The sequence below is a fragment of the Bifidobacterium choladohabitans genome, from assembly GCF_016102005.1.
Lineage (GTDB): Bacteria > Actinomycetota > Actinomycetes > Actinomycetales > Bifidobacteriaceae > Bombiscardovia > Bombiscardovia choladohabitans.
In genome coordinates this window covers 472,569-496,122 of the sequence record NZ_JACFPL010000002.1, presented here as the reverse complement: position 1 = coordinate 496,122, position 23,554 = coordinate 472,569, and the positions used below count along the sequence as shown (strand labels likewise).

At 63.2% G+C, this 23,554-nt stretch carries 19 protein-coding genes; 16 read left to right on the top strand and 3 right to left on the bottom strand.

Going from position 1 to position 23,554, the window contains the following annotated elements; all coding sequences use genetic code 11:
* From H3S97_RS05610 to metF, 9 genes are all read left to right on the top strand, one after another.
* Entirely contained in the window at positions 1–1,548 is a 1,548-nt protein-coding gene (locus tag H3S97_RS05610) for a glutamate synthase subunit beta (protein WP_198179719.1), read from the top strand.
* Between the two features lie 45 nt (positions 1,549–1,593).
* Positions 1,594–2,046: a tripartite tricarboxylate transporter TctB family protein gene (locus H3S97_RS05605; RefSeq protein WP_198177753.1), complete on the top strand. Its 453-nt coding sequence runs from the start codon at positions 1,594–1,596 to the stop codon at positions 2,044–2,046.
* A 2-nt stretch (positions 2,047–2,048) separates the two neighbouring features.
* Positions 2,049–2,888, top strand: a complete 840-nt coding sequence (locus H3S97_RS05600) for an ABC transporter ATP-binding protein (protein ID WP_198179717.1) — start codon at positions 2,049–2,051, stop codon at positions 2,886–2,888.
* Between the two features lie 142 nt (positions 2,889–3,030).
* The gene (locus tag H3S97_RS05595) at positions 3,031–4,794 is read left to right on the top strand and encodes an ABC transporter ATP-binding protein (RefSeq protein ID WP_198219910.1); all 1,764 of its coding nucleotides are present in this window, start codon (positions 3,031–3,033) and stop codon (positions 4,792–4,794) included.
* Positions 4,795–6,741 carry an ABC transporter ATP-binding protein gene (locus tag H3S97_RS05590; RefSeq protein WP_198219909.1) on the top strand — a complete coding sequence of 649 codons (1,947 nt, stop codon included), beginning with the start codon at positions 4,795–4,797 and terminating at the stop codon, positions 6,739–6,741.
* Positions 6,742–6,747: 6 nt separating this feature from the next.
* Positions 6,748–7,881 (top strand): tRNA (adenine-N1)-methyltransferase, encoded by a 1,134-nt coding sequence (locus H3S97_RS05585; protein WP_198219908.1) that lies wholly within the window; start codon positions 6,748–6,750, stop codon positions 7,879–7,881.
* Between the two features lie 80 nt (positions 7,882–7,961).
* On the top strand, positions 7,962–8,522 hold the full coding sequence (locus H3S97_RS05580; RefSeq protein ID WP_198219907.1) for a SixA phosphatase family protein: 561 nt from the start codon (positions 7,962–7,964) through the stop codon (positions 8,520–8,522).
* A gap of 178 nt (positions 8,523–8,700) precedes the next feature.
* The gene (metE, locus tag H3S97_RS05575) at positions 8,701–11,037 is read left to right on the top strand and encodes a 5-methyltetrahydropteroyltriglutamate--homocysteine S-methyltransferase (protein WP_198219906.1); all 2,337 of its coding nucleotides are present in this window, start codon (positions 8,701–8,703) and stop codon (positions 11,035–11,037) included.
* The gene (metF, locus tag H3S97_RS05570; protein ID WP_121914689.1) at positions 11,030–11,911 is read left to right on the top strand and encodes a methylenetetrahydrofolate reductase [NAD(P)H]; all 882 of its coding nucleotides are present in this window, start codon (positions 11,030–11,032) and stop codon (positions 11,909–11,911) included. Before metE ends, metF begins: the two co-directional genes overlap by 8 nt.
* 58 nt (positions 11,912–11,969) lie before the next feature.
* Here metF and H3S97_RS05565 read toward each other — a convergent pair whose 3' ends face one another.
* From H3S97_RS05565 to H3S97_RS05555, 3 genes are read right to left on the bottom strand one after another with little or no spacing between them, the layout of a single operon-like run.
* Positions 11,970–12,290 carry a hypothetical protein gene (locus H3S97_RS05565; RefSeq protein ID WP_198219905.1) on the bottom strand — a complete coding sequence of 107 codons (321 nt, stop codon included), beginning with the start codon at positions 12,288–12,290 and terminating at the stop codon, positions 11,970–11,972.
* A 16-nt stretch (positions 12,291–12,306) separates the two neighbouring features.
* Positions 12,307–13,125 (bottom strand): ATP-binding cassette domain-containing protein, encoded by an 819-nt coding sequence (locus H3S97_RS05560; protein WP_232356293.1) that lies wholly within the window; start codon positions 13,123–13,125, stop codon positions 12,307–12,309.
* Between the two features lie 36 nt (positions 13,126–13,161).
* Positions 13,162–14,355: an ROK family transcriptional regulator gene (locus H3S97_RS05555; protein WP_198184203.1), complete on the bottom strand. Its 1,194-nt coding sequence runs from the start codon at positions 14,353–14,355 to the stop codon at positions 13,162–13,164.
* A gap of 236 nt (positions 14,356–14,591) precedes the next feature.
* Here H3S97_RS05555 and H3S97_RS05550 point away from each other — a divergent pair, with 236 nt between their 5' ends.
* The 7 genes from H3S97_RS05550 to H3S97_RS05520 all read left to right on the top strand — a co-directional run bounded on the left by H3S97_RS05550 (position 14,592) and on the right by H3S97_RS05520 (position 23,553).
* Entirely contained in the window at positions 14,592–15,746 is a 1,155-nt protein-coding gene (locus tag H3S97_RS05550; RefSeq protein ID WP_198184202.1) for a substrate-binding domain-containing protein, read from the top strand.
* A gap of 77 nt (positions 15,747–15,823) precedes the next feature.
* Positions 15,824–17,380 carry a sugar ABC transporter ATP-binding protein gene (locus tag H3S97_RS05545; RefSeq protein ID WP_198219904.1) on the top strand — a complete coding sequence of 519 codons (1,557 nt, stop codon included), beginning with the start codon at positions 15,824–15,826 and terminating at the stop codon, positions 17,378–17,380.
* Positions 17,377–18,612, top strand: coding sequence for a multiple monosaccharide ABC transporter permease (gene mmsB, locus H3S97_RS05540; RefSeq protein WP_024627987.1), 1,236 nt, complete (start codon positions 17,377–17,379; stop codon positions 18,610–18,612). The genes H3S97_RS05545 and mmsB overlap by 4 nt, the downstream gene beginning before the upstream one ends.
* Before the next feature lie 88 nt (positions 18,613–18,700).
* Complete coding sequence (locus H3S97_RS05535) at positions 18,701–18,901, top strand: carbon starvation protein (protein ID WP_198220007.1); 201 nt, start codon at positions 18,701–18,703, stop codon at positions 18,899–18,901.
* 83 nt (positions 18,902–18,984) lie between these two features.
* Positions 18,985–22,065 carry a bifunctional [glutamine synthetase] adenylyltransferase/[glutamine synthetase]-adenylyl-L-tyrosine phosphorylase gene (locus H3S97_RS05530; RefSeq protein WP_198219903.1) on the top strand — a complete coding sequence of 1,027 codons (3,081 nt, stop codon included), beginning with the start codon at positions 18,985–18,987 and terminating at the stop codon, positions 22,063–22,065.
* A 70-nt stretch (positions 22,066–22,135) separates the two neighbouring features.
* Positions 22,136–23,143 carry an aspartate carbamoyltransferase gene (gene pyrB / locus H3S97_RS05525; RefSeq protein ID WP_198219902.1) on the top strand — a complete coding sequence of 336 codons (1,008 nt, stop codon included), beginning with the start codon at positions 22,136–22,138 and terminating at the stop codon, positions 23,141–23,143.
* Positions 23,140–23,553, top strand: coding sequence for an aspartate carbamoyltransferase regulatory subunit (locus tag H3S97_RS05520; protein WP_015021856.1), 414 nt, complete (start codon positions 23,140–23,142; stop codon positions 23,551–23,553). The genes pyrB and H3S97_RS05520 overlap by 4 nt, the downstream gene beginning before the upstream one ends.
* Position 23,554: the final 1 nt, after the last annotated feature.

Genomic DNA, 23,554 nt, shown 5'->3' with positions numbered 1-23,554 from the left:
ATGGTCGACCCCAAGGGATTCCTCAAGGTACGCACCCGGCACGAGCTCGCCGAGCGCCCGGTCGCTGAACGCCTGAAGGACTGGCGGGACGTGCACCAGACCACTGGCCCCGGGCCCTGGACCGCCGAGCAGGCCGCCCGTTGCATGGACTGCGGCACCCCCTTCTGCATGACCGGCTGCCCCCTGGGCAACCTGATCCCCGAGTTCAATGACCTGCTGTCCCGAGGCCGTTGGGAGGAGGCCTACGAGCGGCTGAGCCTGACCAACAACTTCCCGGAGTTCACCGGACGGATCTGCCCGGCTCCCTGCGAGTCCTCCTGCGTGCTCTCCATCCACCAGCCGGCCACCACCATCAAGCTGGACGAACAGACCATCATCGACCAGGCCTGGTCCCTGGGTCTGGTCAAGCCCCGGCCTCCGCAGCGGCTGACCGACATGACCGTGGCCGTGGTCGGTTCCGGTCCCGCAGGGCTGGCCTGCGCCCAGCAGCTGACCCGGGCAGGGCACACGGTCGTGGTCTACGAGCGCGCCGATGCCATTGGAGGGCTCCTGCGCTACGGCATTCCCGCCTTCAAGCTGGAGAAGTCCCTGCTGGACCGCCGGCTGGAGCAGATGGAGGCCGAGGGGACCCGATTCCGTACCGGTGTCGAAATCGGCCGAGACCTGGGCTGGGATCAGCTGCGGGCCCGCTATGACGCCCTGGTGGTGGCCATCGGTTCCACCGAGCCCCGTCGGGTCGACCTGCCAGGACGGGAGCTCAAGGGCATCCACTACGCCATGGACTTCCTGCCCGACCCCACCCGCAAACTCATGGGCCGCGAGCCCATCAACAACATCGATGCGGCCGGCAAGGACGTCATCATCATCGGCGGTGGAGACACCGGGTCGGACTGCCTGGGCACGGCCCTGCGAGAGGGTGCCAAGTCGGTCACCGTCCTGCAAATCCGGCCCCGGGAGCCCTCTTCCAGGCCCGATAACCGGCCCTGGCCGACCTACGCCCGGCTCTACAATCCCACCTCCTCCATGGAGGAAGGCGGCCGCTACGAGTACGCGGTGGACAGCCTGGAGTACCTGGGCGACGGTTCCGATGACCGGATCAACCTGGATCAGACCAGCGCCCCCACCGGCTTCGATCGGGATCATGAGGGACGGGTGCGCGGTGTTCGCGTGGTGGACGTCAGCCGGGACGACCAGGACCGAATCATTCCCCATCCCGACACCGAGCGGGTCCTGCCCGCCGACCTGGTGCTGATCAGCATTGGCTTTGCCCATCCGGAGACGGCTACCCTGACCGGACAGACCGGCATAGGCCTGGACCCTCGCGGCAACGTGGCCCGGGATGCCGACTACGCCACCGACCGCGACGGTATCTTCGTCTGCGGTGATGCCGGACGCGGCCAATCCCTGGTGGTCTGGGCCCTGGCCGAGGGTCGTTCCTGCGCTGCGGCCGTGGATCGGTATCTGACAGGCGCCACCGAACTGCCCGCCCCCATTCGAGCCGATGAGCGCGCGATGACCCTGCCAGCGGCCGACCGGTACCCACGCTAATATGAAAAGGAATGGTGCCGATCGAAGGGATGGAGGCAGTGGGATATGACCAACCGCGCTGAACGTAGGGCGCAGGCCAAGCGGAGCCGCCGTGGCGGCAGTGATGACCGGAGGATGACGGCCAAGGGCAGGGCCGGAGTGATGGACGAACGGGCCTTGCAGGAGCGCTCCCGTCGGCTGGAGGCTGGCCAGGGAGCCGAGTGGAAGCCCACCGGGCACACCGATGACCTGGTGCAGAAGGACTCCGTGGATCCCAACGACCGCAACCCCCGTCTGTTGAAGGCTCCCAGCGGCCTGCGTCAGTGGCTGCGAATCCTGGTCTGGGCCCTGATCATCTGCTCAGGCCTGGCCTTCCTGGTCTGCATGTGGCTGCCTCATGTTCCCATCTGGGCCACCATCGCCATCGCGGCGGTCTTCTGCCTGGGTGTGCTGGGACTCTTCCTGGTGGGAGGCAACCGGGACAATCCCCGTCTGGACTCATACGGAACGGCCCTGTGACCATGAGCGAAAGCGTGGCAGAAAAGCAGGCCGTGCTCATGCAGCACGTGGGATTCCGCCGTCAGGGCCGGGTCATACTGGACGATGTCAACCTTGAGGTGGGCCAGGGGCAGAAGTGGGTGCTCTTCGGGCCCAATGGCGTGGGCAAATCAACCCTGGTGGCCATGATGAGCACCCGGGGTTTCCCCAGCACCGGCAGCGTGGAGATTCTGGGCAACCGGCTGGGTAAGGTGAATGTCTTCTCCTACCGGCATCGGATAGGTCTGGCCTCGGCCGGCCTGGCCAAGACCATCAGTCCCCAGGAGGATCCCTACGACGTGGTGCTGACCGCCTTCAGTGACACCACCGGCCGCTGGAGGGAGACCTTCACTGCCGAACAGGAGGAGGCCACCCTGGCCCTGATGGACCGGTTCGGCATCGCCTACCTCAAGGGCAAGCGTATGTACCGGCTCTCCGAGGGGGAGCGTGGCCGGGTGCTGATTTGCCGGGCGCTGATGGCCGATCCCGATTTGCTCATCCTGGACGAGCCGACCACCGGGCTGGACCTGGGCGGTCGGGAGCTGGTGCTCAGGGCCCTGAGCGACATCGGCCGTGAAGACAAGGACCGTACGGTCATCCTGGTCACCCACCGGCTTGAGGAGATACCTCTGGGGTTCGATCGGATAGCGATGATGGGCCGGCGTCCTGCCGACACTGCAGACACCGGCGACCCGGATCCGGGCACCATCGTCTACCAGGGGCCGCTGGAGGGTGGACTGACCGGTCCGCGACTGAGCGAGCTCTTCGGCCTGGACCTGACCGTGGTCCACCGCGACGGCCGCTGGGGTGCCTTCGCCGTCTGAACGCCAATGCCTGCGGACCTGTTCTGACATGCCCGTATCAGCTCAAGGAATAGCAAATTCATCAGCCCAGACGCAGGTATAGACTGTGGTGGTTTGTCTGCCCGGGGACCGCGGCAGACCTGTATGCGTGAAGGATGTTGACGTGATCAAAATATGGACTCGCTACCTGCGGCCTTACTGGCTCCAGGTGGCCGTTCTGGTGCTCTTTCAGGTGGCGCAGACGGCCTTGAACCTCTACCTGCCCAACCTGCAGGCGGACATCATCGACAAGGGCGTGGCCGTAGGCGACCAGGATGCCATCTATCGGATCGGCTGGCAGATGATGGGCATCACCGCCATCCAGATTGTGGCCAACGTGGTCGCCGTCTACTGCGCCACCCGGCTGTCCATGAGGATGGGCTACGAGCTGCGCAGGGACCTGTTCGCTTCAGTGGAGGGCTTCAGCCTCAACGAGATCGAGCGCTTCTCGGCCGGTTCCCTGATCACCCGCACCACCAACGACGTCCAGCAGATGCAGATGACCACCATGCAGACCCTGATGATCATCCTGCAGGCCCCGGTCATGCTGATCGGCGGGCTGGTTTTGGCCCTGCGCCAGGACGGCCCCCTGACCTGGTCCCTGGCGGTCATTGTCCCCCTGATCCTGGTGGTGGCCCTGGTGCTCATGGGCAGGATGGGACCCCTGTTCACCCGCCTGCAGAACATGCTGGACTCGGTCAACCGTCTGGTCCGCGAACAGATTTCCGGCGTGCGGGTCATCCGTGCCTTCGTCCGAGAGAAGACCGAGGCAGCCCGCTTCGACAAGGCCAACCGCGACGTCTACGGCGTCCTGATCTCCACCGGTAGGCTGATGAGCATGATGGTGCCGCTCATGTGGTTCCTGCTGAACATGTCCAACGTGGCCATCATGTGGTTCGGCGGACGCCGCATCGACTCCGGTGCCATGCAGATCGGCGCCCTGCAGGCTTTCATCCAGTACCTGATGATCATCCTGTCAGGCCTGATGATGGCCGCCATGATGTCGGTCATGCTGCCCAGGGCCGCTGTGGCCGCCCGAAGGATCAACGAGGTCCTGGAGGCCACCAGCGAAATCGCCGCTCCCGAGCACCCCTACCGCAACGAGCACCCCCAGGGGCTGCTGGAGTTCAAGCACGTGGATTTCAGCTACCCGGGCGCCCAGGATCCGGTCCTTTCGGATATCTCCTTCACAGCCCGGCCGGGCACCACCACGGCCATCATCGGGGCCACGGGATCCGGCAAGTCCACCATCATCCGGCTGGCCAACCGCATGTTCGACGTCACCGACGGCCAGGTCCTGGTGGATGGCCACGACGTGCGCGAGTACGACCCCGACCAGCTGGCCCTGATCTTCGGGCCCGTCCCGCAGAAGGCCATCCTCTTCACCGGCACCATCCGCGACAACATGCACTACGGGGACCCCGACGCCGACGACGACCGCATCTGGCAGGCCCTGCGCATCGCCCAGGCCGAGGACTTCGTGCGGGAGATCCCCGAGGGCCTGGATGCCCGCGTGGCCGAGGGCGGCACCAACTTCTCCGGCGGGCAGAAGCAGCGTCTCTGCATGGCCAGGGCCATCCTGCGCAACCCCCGCATTTACACCTTCGACGACTCCTTCTCCGCGCTGGACATGACCACCGACCGGGCCCTGCACGAGGCCCTGGTCCCGGTCACCCGCGAGGCCACCCAGATCGTCGTGGCCCAGAGGGCGGCATCCATCCGCCAGGCCGACCAGATTCTGGTCCTGGACCGCGGCCGCATCGTCGGCCGGGGCACCCACGACGAGCTCATGGAGGACTGCCCCACCTACCAGGAGATCGTCCAGTCCCAGGGCGGGCAGGGTCCCGACGTGGAAGAGCTCAGCATTGACGAGGGGAGGGCCGAGTAGATGGCCAAGGACTTGAGCACGAATACAGGCTCGCAGGCCGTGGGCGGCCGCCGTCACACCGTGGGCCGGCTGGTCCATTATCTGCTGGCCAGCCCCTGGAGGGTCATCGTCATGGTCCTCGCCGGCATGACCGCCGTGGCCATGATCGTCATCGGCCCCAAGGTCATGGGCGAGGCCACCAACGTCCTCTTCGAGGGTCTGCTGGGGTCGATGCTGGTCAAGATGGGCGCCAAGCCAGGCACCCCCAAGCAGGCTGTGGTCACCTACCTGCAGTCCCGTGGGCAGGACAAGTTCGCCCGGATGATCGACTCCATGAACGTCCAGGTGGGCGTGGGCATCGACTGGGGGCGCTTCGGCACCATCCTCATGTTCGTCATCGGAATCTACCTGATCTCCATCCTGGTCAGGCTGGTGCAGAACTTCCTGATGACCCGGCTGGTCTCCGACGCGGTCTACACCATGCGCAGGCAGATCGAGGACAAGCTGGACCGGCTGCCCCTGCAATACTTCGACCGGACCCCGCGCGGCGAGGTCATGAGCCGGACCACCAACGACATCGACAACATCTCGGGCACCCTGCAGCAGATCCTGGGCGAGCTGATCTTCTCCGTCTTCTCCATCATCGGCGCCTTCATCATGATGCTGACCATCTCGCCCCTGCTGACCCTGATCGCCTTCATCATCATCCCGGTCATGGCCCTGTGCGCGGGCGTCATCCTCAAGAAGACCCAGCCGCAGTTCACCAGGCAGTGGATCCGCACCGGCCAGGTGAACAGCCACGTGGAGGAGATGTTCTCCGGCCACATGGTGGTCCGGGCCTTCGGTCACCAGCGCGAGGCGGAGAAGGAGTTCGAGGAGCGCAACCAGGAGCTCTACCAGGCCAGCTTCAAGGCCTCCTTCTTCTCGGCACTGGTCACGCCCATGTCTACCTTCTTCGGCAACCTGAGCTTCGTGATCGTGGTCATCGTCGGCGGCGTACATGTGCTCAACGGCAGCATGAGCCTGGGCGGCCTGCAGGCCTTCACCCAGTACACCCGTCAGGCCTCCCAGCCCATCGGCCAGCTGGCCTCAATGGGCACCATGCTCCAGTCCTCCCTGGCTTCCTGCCGCAGGGTCTTCGACTTCCTGGACGAGGCCGAGGAGGTGCCGGACATCGAGCATCCCGACCATCTGGGCCAGGAGACCGGAGGCAAGGTCGAGGGCCACGTCCGCTTCGACCACGTCCGCTTCTCCTACGATCCGGCCGAGCCGCTGATCAAGGACCTGTCCATCGAGGCCAAGCCCGGGCAGACCATCGCCATCGTGGGACCCACCGGGGCGGGCAAGACCACCCTGGTCAACCTGCTCATGCGCTTCTACGAGATCCAGGGCGGACACATCACCATCGACGGCGTGGATACCTCCAGGGTGACCCGTCACGACCTGCGCAGCCACTTCGGCATGGTTCTGCAGGACACCTGGCTCTTCGACGGGACCGTCCGCGACAACCTGCTCTACGGGCTGGATGAGGGGCAGACCATCCCCGAGCAGACCATGATCGATGGCGCCAAGGCCACCCACGTGGACGAGTTCATCCGCAAGCTGCCCCAGGGCTATGACACCGTCCTCAACGAGGACAGCAGCGAACTCAGCCAGGGTGAACGCCAGCTGATGACCATCTGCCGGGCCTTCCTGTCCGACCCGGACATCCTGATCCTGGACGAGGCCACATCCTCGGTGGACACCAGGACCGAGCTGCTGGTCCAGCAGGCCATGAACACCCTGCGCAAGGGCAGGACCTCCTTCGTCATCGCGCATAGGCTGTCCACCATCCGCGACGCCGACCTGATCCTGGTGGTCAACCACGGCTCGGTGGTCGAGCAGGGCACCCACGACCAGCTGCTGGAGCGCGGAGGTGCCTATGCCTCCCTCTACAACTCCCAGTTCACCAAGGGCGAGGAGGACTGAGGGGGCATGAGCCTTAGACACGGTCCGCTGAGCGTAGGGGAGCGGGTCCAGCTGACCGACAGGCGTGGCCGCAGGTTGACGGTCATGCTTGAGCCGGGCGGCCTGACCCAGACCGACCACGGGCTCCTGCCGCACGAGGCCATGATTGGCCTGCCCGAGGGATCCGTGGTCGTCACGATTTCTGCTGACAAGTGGCGGCGGATGCGTCACAAGCAGGATGCCGGCACTGGCGCAGAGGAGGATGACAGGGCCAAGCCCTGGAAGTCCTCGCGAAGCATAGGGGGATGGGCCTTCACAGTCATGCGTCCACGGCTGGAGGACTACATACTCTCCATGCCACGCGGCGCCCAGATCATGTACCCGAAGGATGTGGCCAGGGTCATCCTCCTGGGCGACATCCGTCCCGGCATGAGGGTGCTGGAGTCGGGAGCCGGCTCAGGGGCCATGAGTCTGGGCCTGCTGGATGCCATCGGCACGGAGGGGAAGCTGACCAGCATCGAGCGACGGGAGGAGTTCGCACGGGTGGCCATGGGCAATGCCACCGTCTTCTTTGGACAGCGCCCTGCCCAGTGGGACCTGCGTACCGGCGACTTCGATACCGTTGCCGCCGACCTGCCCAAGGACGGATTCGACCGTATTGTTCTGGACATGCTGGACCCTTGGAACCGTCTGGAGCAGGCCTACCGGGTCATGGCTCCCGGCGGCGTGCTGACCGCCTACGTGACCACCACCACCCAGTTGAGCCGATTGGCCGAGGTCCTGCGTGCCGACGGGCGGTGGACCGAGCCCGAGATCATGGAGAGCCTGGAGCGCTCCTGGAAGGCCGACGGCCTGGCGGTCCGACCCGAGCATGAGATGATCGGGCACACCGGCTTCCTCTTGACCAGCAGGGCCATGGCTCCTGGCCAGCAGGCTCTGCGCAAGCACGTCCGGGCCACCAAGGATTACCAGACCGACGTGGATCAGGGCCGGTCATCAGCCAAGAGCAGCGGCTTGGGTCATGAGCGGGAGATGGTGGACCTGGAGGATCTCGAGGATCTGGAGCTGCGCCGTGTCTCCGATCGCAAGCTGCGCAAGGTCTTGCGTGACCTGGACCATCAGGTGCGCACTCTGCAGGGCGGACAGGATCAGGAAGACTGATCACCCATGACCGGCGTATCCACTGGGCTCTGTCATAATGGGAAGGGCGACTGATGAGATCGTCGGGAAAGGAAGCATGAATGGGTTTGCGAAAGGGTCTGAAGGCCGAGGATCTGCGGCGGTGCAGCCGAACCCTCATGCTCATGCGTCACGCCAAGACCGAACGCCAGGGGTCACAGGGCGATCGCAGCCGCCAGCTGACCGACCGTGGCCAGCGGCAGGCCCGGATCATGGGCCGTGGATTGACCGCTTTGGGCCTGGTGCCTGACCGCATCATCTGCTCGGGCGCACCCCGGGCCCGTCAGACCCTGGACGGCATGCTCAAGCCCTTGGGGGACGGACCGCGTGTGGATTACCGGGAATCCCTCTATGAATCCGGGATGCAGGCGGTCTTCGACGAGCTGGCGCAGACCGAGGACCGTGACCGCCGGGTCCTCATCCTGGGTCATGAGCCCACCATGTCTATCTGCTCACAATGGCTGGCCGAGGACAACTCCGATCCCGACCTTCTGGACCTGCTCAATCTTGGACTGCCCCCGGCCACCATGGTTCTGCTGGGCTCCGAGCGGCCCTTGACCGACTGGGGGACCCACCAGGCCCGTTTGCTTGGCATTCTGGGCCCCCAGGATCTTGAAGACTGACCGGCAGAACAAGCCGTTGACAATCCTCCTTAGGCAGTCTTAGCGACCAGTAATCCCGTGGCTGTTGTCATGTCGTTATCGATTCAGGTTATGGCGACACCTTATTTGCACCAATTACCCGCCTCCCCCCGCCGCTGATAGGCTGACCAAAGACATCAGGACGAAACTGGGAGGTTTCATGGCAGCGATTACATCCGTGTCCGGATTCCCGCGCATTGGCGCGCACCGCGAACTCAAGAGGGCCATCGAGGGCTATTGGAAGGGCGAACGGAATCTGGACGAGGTCCGGCGCACGGCCGCCGATCTGCGGGCCAGGCACTGGCAGCTTCAGCAGCAGGCCGGCGTCGACCTTATTCCCGTCAACGATTTCAGCTACTACGACCAGGTCCTGGACACGTCCATCCTCCTGGGCGTCGTACCCGGGCGCTATCGGAAGCTGGGACTGGGCCCCGAGGACACCCTCTTCGCCATGGGCCGCGGCTACCAGGGGGAGCAGGGTGATGTGACCGCCCTGCCCATGAAGAAGTGGTTCACCACCAACTACCACTATCTGGTGCCCGAGATCGACCAGGATACCAAAATCGCCCTTGAGGGCGACAAGCCGTTCAAGGAGTTCCAGGAGGCACGCGAGCAGGGCATCGCCACCAAGCCGGTGCTGATCGGCCCCTACACCTTCCTCAAGCTGGCACGCGGCCCCCAGGGCGAGCTGCTGGATCCTGACCCGGCACTGGTCCAGGACCTGGCCAAGGCCTATGCGACCATACTGGAGCGGTTCATCGGCCTTGGCGCCGACTGGATACAGCTGGACGAGCCCTACCTGGTCCTGGACAAGGAACCGGGCGACCAGGACCTCTTCGATACCCTCTATGGGCCCATTCTCAAGGCCCGCCAGAGCGGCCAGGGCAAGGTCCGTATCCTGCTCAACACCTACTTCGGCCATATTGGCGACTGCTATGCCCGGCTGGCTGACCTGGGCTTCGACGGCATCGGCCTGGATCTGGTCGAGGGCAGGGATGAGAACCTGGCCGCCCTCAAGGAGCACGGCGTGCCGGAGGGAACCACCATCTTCGCCGGCCTGGTCAACGGCCGCAACATCTGGCGCAACGACTATGCAGTCAGCCTGGGCCTGCTGGATGCCCTGCACCAGGTGACCCCGAACGTGGTGGTGTCCACCGCATGTTCACTGCTGCACGTGCCCTATACCGTGGCCGACGAGGACGGGTTGGATGCCGACACCGTGCGCCCTCACTTCGCCTTTGCCCTGGAGAAGCTGGGCGAGCTGCACGACCTGGCCCGGCTGGCCGATGCCGACGAGGACCAGCGCCGCTCCAGTAAGGCCCTTGCCGACAACCAGAAGCTCTTCGACGGCAGCCGCGTCCAGCCCGACCCCCAGGTGCAGCAGCGCCTGGCCGGCCTTAAGGACGAGGACTTTGTGCGTACCCCGGCCCGGCCCGAGCGCCAGAGGATCCAGGCACAGGAGCTGGGTCTGCCCCTGCTGCCGACCACCACCATCGGCTCCTTCCCCCAGACCGCCGAGGTCCGCGCCGAGCGTGCCCGCCTGCGCAAGAAGGAGATCAGTCAGAAGGACTACGACGACTTCATCGCCCGGAAGATCGATCAGGTTATCGACCACCAGGAGCAGATCGGCCTGGATGTGCTGGTCCATGGCGAGTTCGAGCGCAACGACATGGTCGAGTACTTCGGCCAGAACCTCAAGGGCTACCTCTTCACCCGGAATGCCTGGGTCCAGTCCTATGGCACCCGCTGCGTCAAGCCTCCCATCGTCTGGGGGGACATCTCCCGCGCCCGGCCCATCACCGTGCGCTGGTCCTCTTATGCACAGTCCCGCACCAACCATGTGGTCAAGGGGATGCTGACCGGTCCGGTGACCATTCTCAACTGGTCCTGGCCCCGCGAGGACATCGATCACAAGCAGCAGACCCGTCAGCTGGCCCTGGCCATCCGAGACGAGGTCCTGGACCTGGAGGCCGCGGGCATCCGGATCATCCAGATCGACGAGGCCGCCCTGCGCGAGAAGCTGCCGCTGCGGCGCTCCGACTGGCACAGTCGATACCTAGACTGGGCCATCCCCGCCTTCCGGCTGGTGCATTCCGGCGTCAAACCCACTACCCAAATTCACACCCACATGTGCTACTCGGAGTTCAACGACATCATCAAGGACATTGATGCCATGGACGCCGATGTGATCTCCTTCGAAGCCTCCCGCTCCGACCTGACCGTCCTGGATGCCATCCAGGAGGCCAGGTTCGAGACCGAGGCGGGCCCCGGAGTCTACGACATCCACTCGCCGCGCATCCCCTCCACAGAGGAGATCGTGGACCGGATCCACGCCATCCTCAAGAAGCTGGACGCGGCCAAGGTCTGGATCAACCCCGACTGCGGGTTGAAGACCCGAGGCGACAAGGAGACCTGGCCCAGCCTGGAGCACATGGTGGCCGCCGCCCATCAGGTGCGTGCGGAACTATCGTCCAGTCAGGAGTCGGATCATGCATGAGCCTATCTTTTCCCTGGAGGTCTTTCCCCCCAAGCGTGATGCCCCGGTGGGCACCATCTACGACACCCTGGATGGGCTGGAAGGGCTGATGCCCGACTTCATCTCGGTGACCTACGGGACCGGTCGGCGCTCGGACCGCACAGCCACGGCCCGCATAGCCAAGACCATCCATACCGAGTACGGCATCCCTGCCGTGGCGCACTTGACGGCCCAGTATGCGGACCGCGAGGTGATCGACCAGGCCCTGGACATGTTCGACGACGCCGGGGTGGCAGCGGTACTGGCCCTGCGCGGCGACAGCGTGGAGGGCCGTGAGCCCGCCGGAGTCTTCGACCACGCCAGCGACCTTGCCGCCTACATCCGGTCGCGTCGGCCCAACCTGTCGATATACGGAGCCTGTTATCCGGAGACCCACCCGGAGGCCGCCTCGCCCGAGGAGGACATTGAGAATCTGAAAATCAAGGTGGATTCCGGTGTGGACCACCTGGTTTCACAGCTCTTCTACGACAACGCCGATTTTCTGGACTTCCTGGACCGGGCCCGGGCAGCCGGCATCCAGGTGCCCATCGAGGCCGGCATCATGCCCATCACCAACGAGGGCCAGGTCCGGCACATGAGCGAGGTCTGCAAGGCGCGGATCCCGGCGGCTGTCGAGTCCATCCTGGAGCGCTGGGGCGACGACCGGGCCAGCCTGCGCGAGGCGGGCATCATCTACGCCTCTCAACAGATTGCCGACCTGGTGGCTCATGGGGTGGACGGCATCCATCTCTACTCCATGAACCACTCCGGTGTCACCCGGCGCATCTGGCACAACGTCCGTCACCTCTTCCGTCAGGTGGGTGCCAAGGAGGAGCCGGTCAGCAGCCAAAAATAACTGCATAAAAGCGGGGGAGGCCCCGCACCGATGACGGCAAAAGCGTGATCGCCAGCTTTCAGCGACGCTTTTGGCCCTGATTGTCGGTGCGGGGCCTCAGCCATGGCCAGACCTTGAGTGCAGCCCTGTTCAGCGGCGGTATCATGCCAATCAACAGACCGAGGATCATCCCTCCTATGGTCAACCAGGAGGCCAGGTCATGTCCCAGCAGAATCATGACTACCACAAGGCCGGGGCCGATCAAGGATAGGACCGGTATCCAGCGTTGCTGAGAATCGGTCATTCTGTCGTTTTTCTTCGGCAGAAGTCCATAGATCAGTCCTATCGCCAGCCCTATCAGGGCGCACACGATTGTCAGGAGGGTATCGGTCAAGTGCATTCTAGGGTTCCTTCTTTCATGATTGCTCGGGCGAGGCCTTTCTGGTGCCGCGCAGGGCGTGGACGCGGGCGTTGGCTCTGGCCATGGCATCCAGCTGCTCCTGGTCCTGTATGACATCCTCGGGATCAATGCCTGAAATCAACGCTATTACAGTTTCATAAGATGTCTTGGCCGTAGGAAGGACTCCTACCAGACGTCCCTGGCGCATGACTGCTATGCGGTCAGAAACCGCGAAAACGTCCGGCAGATCGTGACAGACCATCAGGATGCTGCGGCCCTCGGAACGCATGCGCTTGATGTAGTTGAGCACCTCGGCGGACTGCATGACGGATAAGGAGGCCGTCGGTTCGTCCAGCAGGATCAGCTCGGGATCGTCCAGCAGAGTCCTTGCGATTGATACGGTCTGTTTTTGTCCCAAAGACAAGGTAGCCATGGGTTGTCCCACGCGGATGGGGGAGGACAGCGACTGGAGGACCTGACGGGTGCGCCGACGCATGGCTTCGTCATCACGGCGATGGTGACGATCGCGCAGCTCCTTGCCCAGGAAGAGGTTGGAGGAGACATCCAGGTTGTCGCAGAAGTCCTGCCCTTGGAAGACGGCTGCAATGCCCAACTGGTTGGCGACTCTGATCGAGGGAATGCTGGTCGGTCGGCCCTTCCAGAGCAGCGTACCCTGATCGGGTCGGATCAAGCCGGATAAAATCCTGACCAGTGTGGACTTGCCCGCTCCATTGTCGCCCACAACGGCGAGCACTTCGTGCTGACGAATATCCAGGTTTATATGTTTGAGGGCCTCAACGAACCCGAACCTGATGCAGAGGTCTTCCATCTGCATCAAGACAGAGGTTTCATGCAATCCAGGTCACCTCCTCTACGATGATCGACCTGCGGATTTGGTGGACACATCAATGTGTTCGTTGACGCTATCGACAGCCATCATAGCCGCCCCCAGAGCGGAACCGGTAATCGGATAGCGGGCAGGGAGAACCTCCATGGGAACCATGGCATCAGGGAAAAGCATGCGCTGGAGAGTCTCCTGGAGGGGTTCCAGAAAGACCTCTTCGGTTGTACTCAGGATGCCTCCCAGGACCACCACTTCGGGATCCACGGCGTTGCAAAGATCGGCTACTACATTGCCGATGCGGATGGCCGCATCTCCTACAATCCGTCTGCAGCCCGGGTCCCCCTTGACGGCATTGGCCACCAGATCCTCCAGGGTCATGTTCCCGTGGGTCACGCTGAGCAAGGAGACCAGGCGGCTCTCATCGACCACCGTATTCAGGCACCCGCGGTTGCCGCAGATGCAGATATCGCCTAGGGGATCCACCTGAACATGGCCTATCTCGCCGGCAAGCCCGGTGGTGCCCCGCCATACCTCGCCGTTGATGACGATTCCCGCGCCCACACCGTCGTTGGCGTGGATGTAAACGAAGTTTCGTCTGCCGACTGCTGCTCCCATTCTCAGCTCGGCCATAGCCGAGAAGTTGGCATCGTTGTCCACTTGGACCGGCACCTGGAAAGCCTCGTGGAAGGTGCCTATCAAATCCTCCTTGTCCCAGCCTCGCAGGATGCCGGGAATGGCCAGCCGGTGAGTTCTGCAGTCCACTGGGGCCCCCATGGCCAAGCCCAGACCGACAAGCTCGTCCGATTGGGCACCGATGGAGGTCAACGTTTCCTTGATCAGGATCATGGCCCGTTCCAGGGTGGTGTCCGGTTTGTGCTGGCGTGGCAGAGCCATATCATGCTCTGCCAGGATGGCATGGCTGGCGTCGACCACTTCCAACCGCATCTCGTGACGGCCGATGTAGAGCCCGACTCCGAGGCCCTTGCGGCGGGCCAGCATGACCAGGGTGGCGCGACGGCCGTTTCTGGTGGTTGAGGATGTCTCCAGAAGTCCCTGATCGCCCATTAGACGTACCAGGTTGGATACAGTTGCTGTTGAAAGCCCGGTATTTTCAGCCAATTCGATCTGGGTCATGGCGCCGAATCTTCGGATCGTATCCAGCAGTAGTGCACGGTTGGCCTCACGCAATGAGGACTGTGAACCGAACAATCGATGTGCCATAGGTTCCAGTGTAGCCAAGATCGTGGCTTGCCCCCGCCAATAGCTGCCCTTTCGCCGATGGCAGTGAACGATTCGAGTGAATTATTAAATTCATATACAAAACAGACAATCGGAAAATGTGCTTTATTGAGTTGATAAAGTTAACACAATTGGGTATGCTGACCACTGGGCCTGCAATGAAGGGGCCCAGGCAGACGGAGATGCCTGCCAGAGAATTCAAGGATGAAGGAGTCTTCATGAAGATGATGCAACGTGCCATGGCGGCGGCCATTGGCGTCGCCATGCTGACCGGACTGGGCGCCTGTGGAGGATCACGTGCCTCCAGTTCCTCCCAGGAGGGAGGGGCGATCAGCAAAGGCGCCACCATCGGTGTGTCCATGCCGACCAAGTCCGAGGAGCGTTGGAACAAGGACGGCAACAACCTCAAGAGCAAACTGGAGAAGGCAGGCTACAAGGTAGTGCTCTCCTTTGCGGACGACAAGCCCGCCCAGCAAAACGCCGACATCGAGAACATGGTCAACAAGGGCGCCAAGATCGTGGTGGTGGCCTCCAAGGACGGCACCGCCGTAGGACCGGCTGTCGAGAAGGCCAAGGATGCCGGGGCCAAGGTCATCGCCTATGACCGGCTAATCATGAACACCAAGGCCGTTGATTACTATGCGACCTTCCAGCTTGAGCGCACCGGCGTGCTGGAGGCCAACTGGCTGATTGACCAGCTGGGGCTCAAAAACGGAGCCAAGGGTCCATTCAACATTGAGCTCTTTACCGGTTCTCCCGACGACAACAACGCCAAGTACTTCTTCAAGGGGGCCTGGGAGCTGCTGCAGCCTTACTTCCAGTCAGGCGTTCTGGTCAGCCCCTCCCAGCATGGCGGCGGTGTGACCAAGGACTTCAAGCTCTCCGACTGGCAGAAGATCTCGGTGCAGTCCTGGAAGACCGAACAGGCCCAGAAGGACATGGAGTCCATCCTCGATTCCACCTACTCCCACGGCGAGCGGCTGGATGCGGTGCTGAGCCCCTATGACGGCATCAGCCAGGGAGTCATCAACGCCATCCAGTCCAAGAGGCCCGACATCCAGCCCAATACCGACAGCTGGCCCAAGATCACCGGGCAGGACGCCATGGAGATCTCCGTGGCCAACATCTCCAAGGGACTGCAGGGCCAGACCGTCTTCAAGGACGTCAACAAGCTGGCCCAGGCCGTCTACGACATGATTATTGAAATCGCCCAAGGCAAGAAGGTCACCGGTATCAACGGCACCTTTGACAACAACAGCATCAAGGTGCCTTCGAAGCTGCTGGACCCCAAGGCCATCACCAAGGACAACCTGACCGATCTGGTCAAGGCGAAATACCTGACCCAGGACCGATTCGATCAGCTGACCAAGTGAGGTTGGCATCACAGTCGCGCCCGACCGTCCCGCTTCCGGTCAAGGGGAGGGACGGTCGGCGCACAGGAGGTGAAAGTATGTCCGACGAGGACATCTTGTTGCGAATGCAGGGAATCACCAAGACCTTCGGTCCGGTAAAGGCCCTGTCCAATGTCGACATGGACGTACGCAAGGGCGAAATCCATGCCATCTGTGGGGAAAACGGGGCCGGTAAGTCCACCCTGATGAATGTGCTGTCCGGGGTCTATCCACACGGCAGCTATACCGGCGAAATCCTGTTCGATGGCAAGCCCTGTCGCTACCGGACCATCAATGATTCGGAGGACGACGGCATCGTCATCATCCATCAGGAGCTGGCGCTGAGCCCTTTCCTGTCCATTGCGGAGAACATCTTCCTAGGCAATGAGCAGGCCCACAATGGCGTAATGGACTGGGACACCACCAGGGCCAAGGCTTCGCGTCTGTTGGAGCGTGTAGGGCTGAACGAGAATCCCGACACCAGGGTCATGGATCTTGGAGTGGGCAAGCAGCAGCTGGTGGAGATCGCCAAGGCGCTGTCCAAGCATGTCAGGCTACTTATTCTGGATGAGCCCACAGCCGCCTTGAACGACGATGATTCCGATCATCTGCTGGACCTGGTCAGGCAGCTGCGTGACGAGCAGGGAGTGACCAGCATCCTCATCACCCACAAGCTGGGTGAGGTGGGGCAGATTGCGGATGGGGTGACCATTCTACGGGATGGCTCCACGGTGGGCGGTATGCGAATCGACGCGGACCACCCTCTGGATCAGGATCTGCTCATCCAGAAGATGGTCGGCCGCGAGCTGACCAACCTTTATCCAGAGCACGTGCCACACATCGGGAAGGAGGTGCTCAAGGTAAGCGACTGGACTGTCCATCACCCGCAGGATCCCTCCCGCACCGTGGTCGATCATGCCAATCTGGTGGTTCACCAGGGTGAGATCGTCGGACTGGCGGGACTCATGGGTGCGGGCCGCACCGAGATGGCCATGAGCATCTTCGGGCGGTCCTACGGCAGCCACATCAGCGGCAGGATCGAGATACATGGTCGTCAGGTCGAGCTGCCGAACGTCCAGTCGGCCATCGATTCGGGCTTGGCCTACGCCACTGAGGACCGCAAGGTCTTCGGACTCAACCTGCTTCAGAACATCAGGGAAAACGCCTCCATGGCCTCGCTCAAGAAAATGAGCAGTCATGGAGTCATGAACGAGAACCTTGAGAGGGCACGGGTGGAGGAGTACCGCAAGGACTTCAACATCAAGTGCAGCAACATCGATGTACCCGTCTCCACCCTTTCCGGCGGCAACCAGCAAAAGGTGGTGCTGGCCAAGTGGGTGATTTCGGATCCTGATGTGCTCATCCTGGACGAGCCCACCCGAGGCATTGATGTGGGAGCCAAGTACGAGATCTACGAGATCATCGACCGGCTGGTCGACCAGGGCAAGGCTGTGGTGGTCATCTCCTCGGAATTGCCAGAGCTGATCGGCATCTGTGACCGTATTTATACGGTCAGCCAGGGGGTCATCACCAACGACGTGGAGCGCCGGGACTTCTCACAGGAATATCTGATGAAGGGCATGACCCAGGAAAAGAAGGGAGTGGCAGCCAGATGAGCTCGCCCAACAGCAACAAGAGCACCGCCCAGGCGGTGGAACAAGAACAGGCAGGACCTGGCATTCTGGCCTCCCTGGCCAGCAATGCCCGGCAGTATGGCATCGTCGGCGCCCTGGTGGTCATCGTGGTCGTCTTCGAAATACTGACCAAGGGGGTGCTGCTCAAGCCCAACAGCTTCGTCTCGCTGATCCAGCAGAACGCCTACGTGATCATCCTGGCCATCGGCATGGTCATGGTCATCATCGCCACCCACATTGATCTGTCGGTGGGCTCTCTGGTGGCCTTCATCGGAGGCGTGTGCGCCATCCTTATGGAGCATATGGGGGTCAACTGGATCGTGGCCATCGGCCTGTCCCTGATAGTGGGTCTGCTGATCGGCATCTGGCAGGGATTCTGGGTCGCCGTCATCGGCATTCCAGGATTCATCACCACCCTGGCCGGCATGCTGATCTTCCGTGGTCTGGCCACAGTCATCGTCGGTGAGTCCGTGCCCATTACCTCCGCGCAGTTCAGAGGGATCGCCCGCGACTACCTGCCCAACATCCTGGGATGGTGGGGGCCCTTCGACGGCCTGACCGTGGTGCTGGGCCTGATCTGCATCCTGGCATACGCCTGGTCGCAGATTGCCCGTCGTCGTAAGACCCTGGCTGTAGGTCTGGTTCCCGAGCCCAAGGCCTTGATGACCGGCAAGATCATCGTGGCCGCAGTCGTCATCCTCTTCGTGACCTACCTGCTGGCCTCCTCCGGTAATGAGAACCAGGGCGGAACGCCCATAATGCTGGTCATCGTGGCCGTATTGGTCCTGATCTACAACTTCATCCTCACCAGGACCGTCTTCGGCCGGCATGTCTACGCAGTGGGCGGCAACCGCAAGGCTGCCGTGCTCTCGGGCATCAACGCCAAACGGGTGGACTTCACGCTATTCGTCCACATGGGCTTCCTGTCCGCTGTGGCGGCCATCTGCATGCTTTCACGACTGGCCTCGGCCACTGCCCAGGCTGGCATGGAGTTTGAAATGGACGCCATCGCATCCTGCTTCATCGGTGGCACGGCTGTCACCGGCGGCATCGGGACCATTCCCGGGGCTGTCGTCGGAGCCTTCGTCATGGGCGTGATCAACCAGGGGCTGTCCATCATGGGCGTGGACACGGCCATCGTCAAGACCATCAAGGGGCTGGTGCTCCTCCTGGCCGTGGCCATTGACGTCATGTCCAAGCGCCGCAAGAGCTAACCAATTATTGGCATGAGGGACGGGCGCTTTCCGTCGCCCCTCATGCCAATCAACTATCTTCGGAACATAGATAAAAAGGAGCACAATCGTGCGTATCACCGGCAAGGCTCGTTCTCGGATGTATGGCCTGACTGCTGCGGCCTGCGCCATCTGGCTGGTCCAATCTCTGGCTGAGGCTGTGCGGGACGGCAGCCTGCTGACATGGCCTACAATGATTTTCTCCGTCTGCTTAGCTGTGGTCACCGTATACTGTGCCGTCTGCGCCTTTCGGGAGGGCCGCAAGGGCTGACGACCCGTCACCCCTATAATGCCTGTACCGGTTCCGCAGACATCAGAGCCGTTGCGGGCCTGAGGAAAGGCAGGGGATAAGTCATGGAAGATCCGGTGCGACCGACCACTTCGACCCTGATCCACCTTGGGCTGCACGACCTGGACAAGGCCCGGGTTCGGCTGGATCGGCTTGCCCGTCTGGTGGACGACCAGACTCTGGCGCAAACCCTGGTCCAAGCCCTGGGACAGGCCTGCGATCCGGACGAAGCCCTTGCGGGGCTGACACGAATTCTCGAACAGTATCCACAGGGAGTCAGGCCGGACTTTCTTTCCGGGTCCCCACGGGAAAACCAAGAGGCCGCCCAGTCGCTGATCAGGGTGCTGGGGGCCTCGGAGGCCATGGGCCGACTGATGCGCTCGCGGCCGGAGTTGGTAGAGGCGGCTGCCCTGGATCCGGATCACTTGGCTGCCTGTCCGGCGGAAACGAGACAGAAGCGTATCCTGGACGCCTTGGATGGGGTGGAGAAGAATTCAGAATCCCTGCCCTCGCTGGCGGCCTACGCCGATGCGCTGCGGTTCGAATACCGGCTGCAGCTGGCTGCAGTCATGGCCCGGGATCTGGCAGCCAAGAATCCTCTGGAGCTGGAGCCAGCAATCAGCCGGGCCCTGTCCGACATGGCCGACGCTGCGCTTCAAGGGGCTCTGAGCATTGCCTGCCGTCAGGTTCCCGATGCGGATTCATGTCGTCTGGCGGTCATCGGCATGGGCAAGCTGGGTGCCCAGGAGCTCAACTACGTGTCCGATGTGGATCTCATGTACTTGGTGGAGCCGGCCTCGGGGACGGACACCAGTCAGTCCGATCCCATCGCCGTGGGCACTGCCATGGCCGTCCTCCTGCAGCGGGTCTGCCAGTCAGTCATCCCCGGTTCGACCGAGCCGCCGCTCTGGAAGGTTGATACCGCCCTTAGGCCCGAGGGACGTGACGGTCCCCTGGTCCGTCGTCTGGCCTCCTACACTGACTACTATGCCCAATGGGCCGAGAATTGGGAGTTCCAGGCCCTGCTCAAGGCCCGTCCGGTTGCGGGCGACAAGGCCCTGGGACAGGACTACTCTGCCATGATCGAGCCCCTGGTCTGGGGTGCCTGCCAGCGACCCAACTTCGTCTACGACTGCCAGCGGATGCGCCAGCGGGTGGAGAGGTTGATACCCGAGAATCGCAAGGAGCGGGAGATCAAGCTTGGCCAGGGCGGACTGCGGGATGTTGAATTCACCGTCCAGATGCTCCAGCTGGTCCACGGCTCCAGCGACGACGATCTGCGTTGTCCGGCCACCCTGGATGCCCTGCAGGCCCTGTCCCGTGGCGGTTACATTTCACGCAAGCACGGCGACCAGCTGGACCATGACTATCGGTTCGAACGGGTCATGGAACATCGTCTGCAGATGTGGCAGCTGCGCCGCACCCACCTCTTCCCGAAAATCAACCGTTCAGGCACCCCCGGCAAACGGCCGCCCAGTCTGGAGGAGCTGGAGAACAACCGCGATCTGCGGCGGCTGGCCCGGGCCTTCGGACTGCATGCCGACCAGATGCTGGCCCGATACCAGGCCACCAGAATCGAGGTTCGCAACCTTCACCAGGCCATCTACTTCCGTCCCATGCTGCCCATCAACGCCCAGGTGGACGAGGATGAGGTCAGCCTGCGCCCCCAGGCGGCCCGCGCCAGGTTCGCATCCATCGGCTTTGCCGACCCCGATGCAGCCATCCGCCACGTCACGGCACTGACCACAGGGGTCACCCGGTCGGGGAGGATCAACCGTATTCTTATGCCAGCCGTCCTCCAATGGCTGGGGGAGGGGCAGGATCCGGACATGGGTCTTCTGGGCTGGCGAACCCTTGAGGAGCACTTCGGCGGCAAGAGCACCTACCTGGGCTTCCTGCGGGACTCCACCTCGGCCGCCCGCCGCCTCTGCCACGTCCTGTCCAACTCCCGCTATCTGTCCGGCGCTCTGGCCAGGTCCGTTCAGTCGGTGACCTGGCTGGGCCATGACCAGGACATGATCCCCCGTGATCGGGCCACCCTGGACAAGCGCGCTGCTGCCTATCGAACCCGGCACGCGGACTCACTGGAGGAGTTCGCCACCGCTGTGCGGGCCATGCGCCGACAGGAGATCGAGCGGATCGGGCTGGGCTGGATGAGCGGGGTGGACGATCAGCAGGCCTGCCTGTCCGGGATGTCGGATGTCTACGATGCCGCCATCGATGCCGCCCTGGACTGGGCCGTGGATCACCGTCTGGAACAAACTAGTGCGCCGGCAGAAATGGCCCTCATCGCCATGGGGCGTTACGGGGGCAGGGAGGTCAACTTCAACTCAGATGCCGACATCATGCTGGTCTACCGTCCCGCATCGGGCGCTGATCAGGACCAGGCGGCCGAATTCGCACGTGGAGTGACCGCCGACCTGCGGGCCGTCCTGACTGGACGGGCCAGTCTGGAGCCCGGCATCGACCTGGACTTCGACCTGCGCCCCGAAGGACGCCAGGGGCCTCTGGTGCGTTCCCTGGACTCCTACCAGCGCTACTACCGCGACTGGTCAGATACCTGGGAACATCAGGCACTGATCCGGGCCAGATTTGCAGCCGGGAATGCCGGTTTGGCCGATGACTTCCTGGAGGGCATAGCCAATCCGCTTCGCTACCCCGCGCAGCAGCCCAATGAGGAGGAGCTGGGGCAGATCCGCCGTCTCAAGGCCAGGATGGAGGCGGAGCGGCTGCCGCGCGGGGTGCGTCGGGACCGGCATCTGAAGCTGGGTCGGGGAGGGCTGTCTGACGTGGAGTGGACGGTTCAGCTCCTCCAGCTGCGCTACGCCCACGATCTGCCTGAGCTGCAGGTCACCGGCACGCTGACTGCCCTGGACGCCCTGGAGGCTGCGGGACTCATAGAGACCAAGGATGCCGGGGCCCTGCGCCGCAGCTGGGTGCTCTGCACCGCAGCCCGCAACGCCAACTTCCTCTGGTCCGGAAGGGTCTTACAGGCGGACATCCTGCCGGACGACGGTCAGGTTCTGGGAGGCATCGCGGTCTGTCTGGGCTACCCGGCCCACCGGGGCCAGCACTTCGTCAACGAGCTGCTGGCGGCCATGCGCCGCTGCAGGCAGGTCATGGAACGGCTCTTCTACGGAGGCTGACCCCGGGTCCATCCGGCGTCGTATGCTTGTTCAGGTCACATAAGGTGGCCACCTTGAGGAAGGTGAGCCGTTGTCCCAACAAGTTGATCACGCATCCAAAACCTCTTCCGACGTCGTTCCTCTTCGTGGGCGAAGTGTGGTAACCCTCGACGACATTCCCATGACCCAGATCCTGGACCTTCTGGATCGGGCGGCCTACATCGACACCCATCGCCGTCAGGTGGCCCACACCTGCGACGGCCGGGTCCTGGCCACGCTCTTCTATGAACCCAGCACCCGCACCCGGCTCAGCTTCGAGACCGCCATGCTCCGTCTGGGCGGCCAGGTCATCGGGTTCGCCGGCGCCCAGCTGGCCAGCGTCTCCAAGGGGGAGTCAATCAGCGACACCCTGAAGACCGTCTCCAACTATGCCGACATCGTGGCCATCCGCCACCCCAAGGAGGGTGCCGCCCTGGTGGCCTCCCAGGCAGCCACGGTCCCGGTCATCAACGCCGGCGACGGCGGACACATGCACCCGACCCAGACCCTGACCGACCTGGCCACCATCCGCGCCCGCAAGGGTCGGCTGAACCACCTGACCATCGGCCTGTGCGGGGATCTGACCTTCGGTCGCACCGTCCACTCCCTGATCGCCACCCTCTGCCGCCTGGGACACGTGGATTTCGTCCTGATCAGCCCCGACGAGCTGCGCACCCCCGAATACGTCCTGGAGAGGATTCGTTCCTCGGCCGACTGCACCTACCGGGAGACCGGGGACTTGAACGGGGTCATCGGCGACCTGGACGTGCTCTACATGACCCGTGTCCAGCAGGAGCGCTTCTTCAACGAGGACGACTACCTGCGCCTGCGCGACACCTACATTCTGGATGCCGACAAGCTTCGGGCTGCGCGACCCGACATGGCCATCCTCCACCCGCTGCCCAGGGTCAACGAGATCGCCGTGGAGGTGGACAATGATCCGCGTGCGGCCTACTTCCAGCAGGTCCGCAACGGCATGCTGGTCAGAATGGCCCTGGAGAGCGCCCTGCTGGGCGACGAGCTGCCCGGTTACCGCAAGCAGAAGGAGGTGGCGGCATGAAGGTCACCAGCATTGTCGACGGCATCATCATTGACCACGTTCGTGCGGGCACGGCCCTGAAGGTCCTGCACTACCTGCGCGTGGACCCGGCGAAGACCCGGCTGGCCCTGATCATGAATACGGACAGCCGCAAGTACGGATCCAAGGACATCATCAAGATCGAGCAGACCGGGGATCTGGACCTGACAGCCTTGGGGTTCATCGCCCCCGAGGCCACCGTCGACGTGGTCCGGCAGGGCAGGATCGTCAGCAAGCATCAGCCGGACCGCCCCAACCATCTGGTCAACGTCATCACCTGCGTCAACCCCCGTTGCGTCACCACGGTGGAGACCGGCGTGGACCAGCGCTTCCACCTGGACGCTGCCGGGGTCTACCGCTGCGACTACTGCGACGAGAAGGCAGAAGACTGAC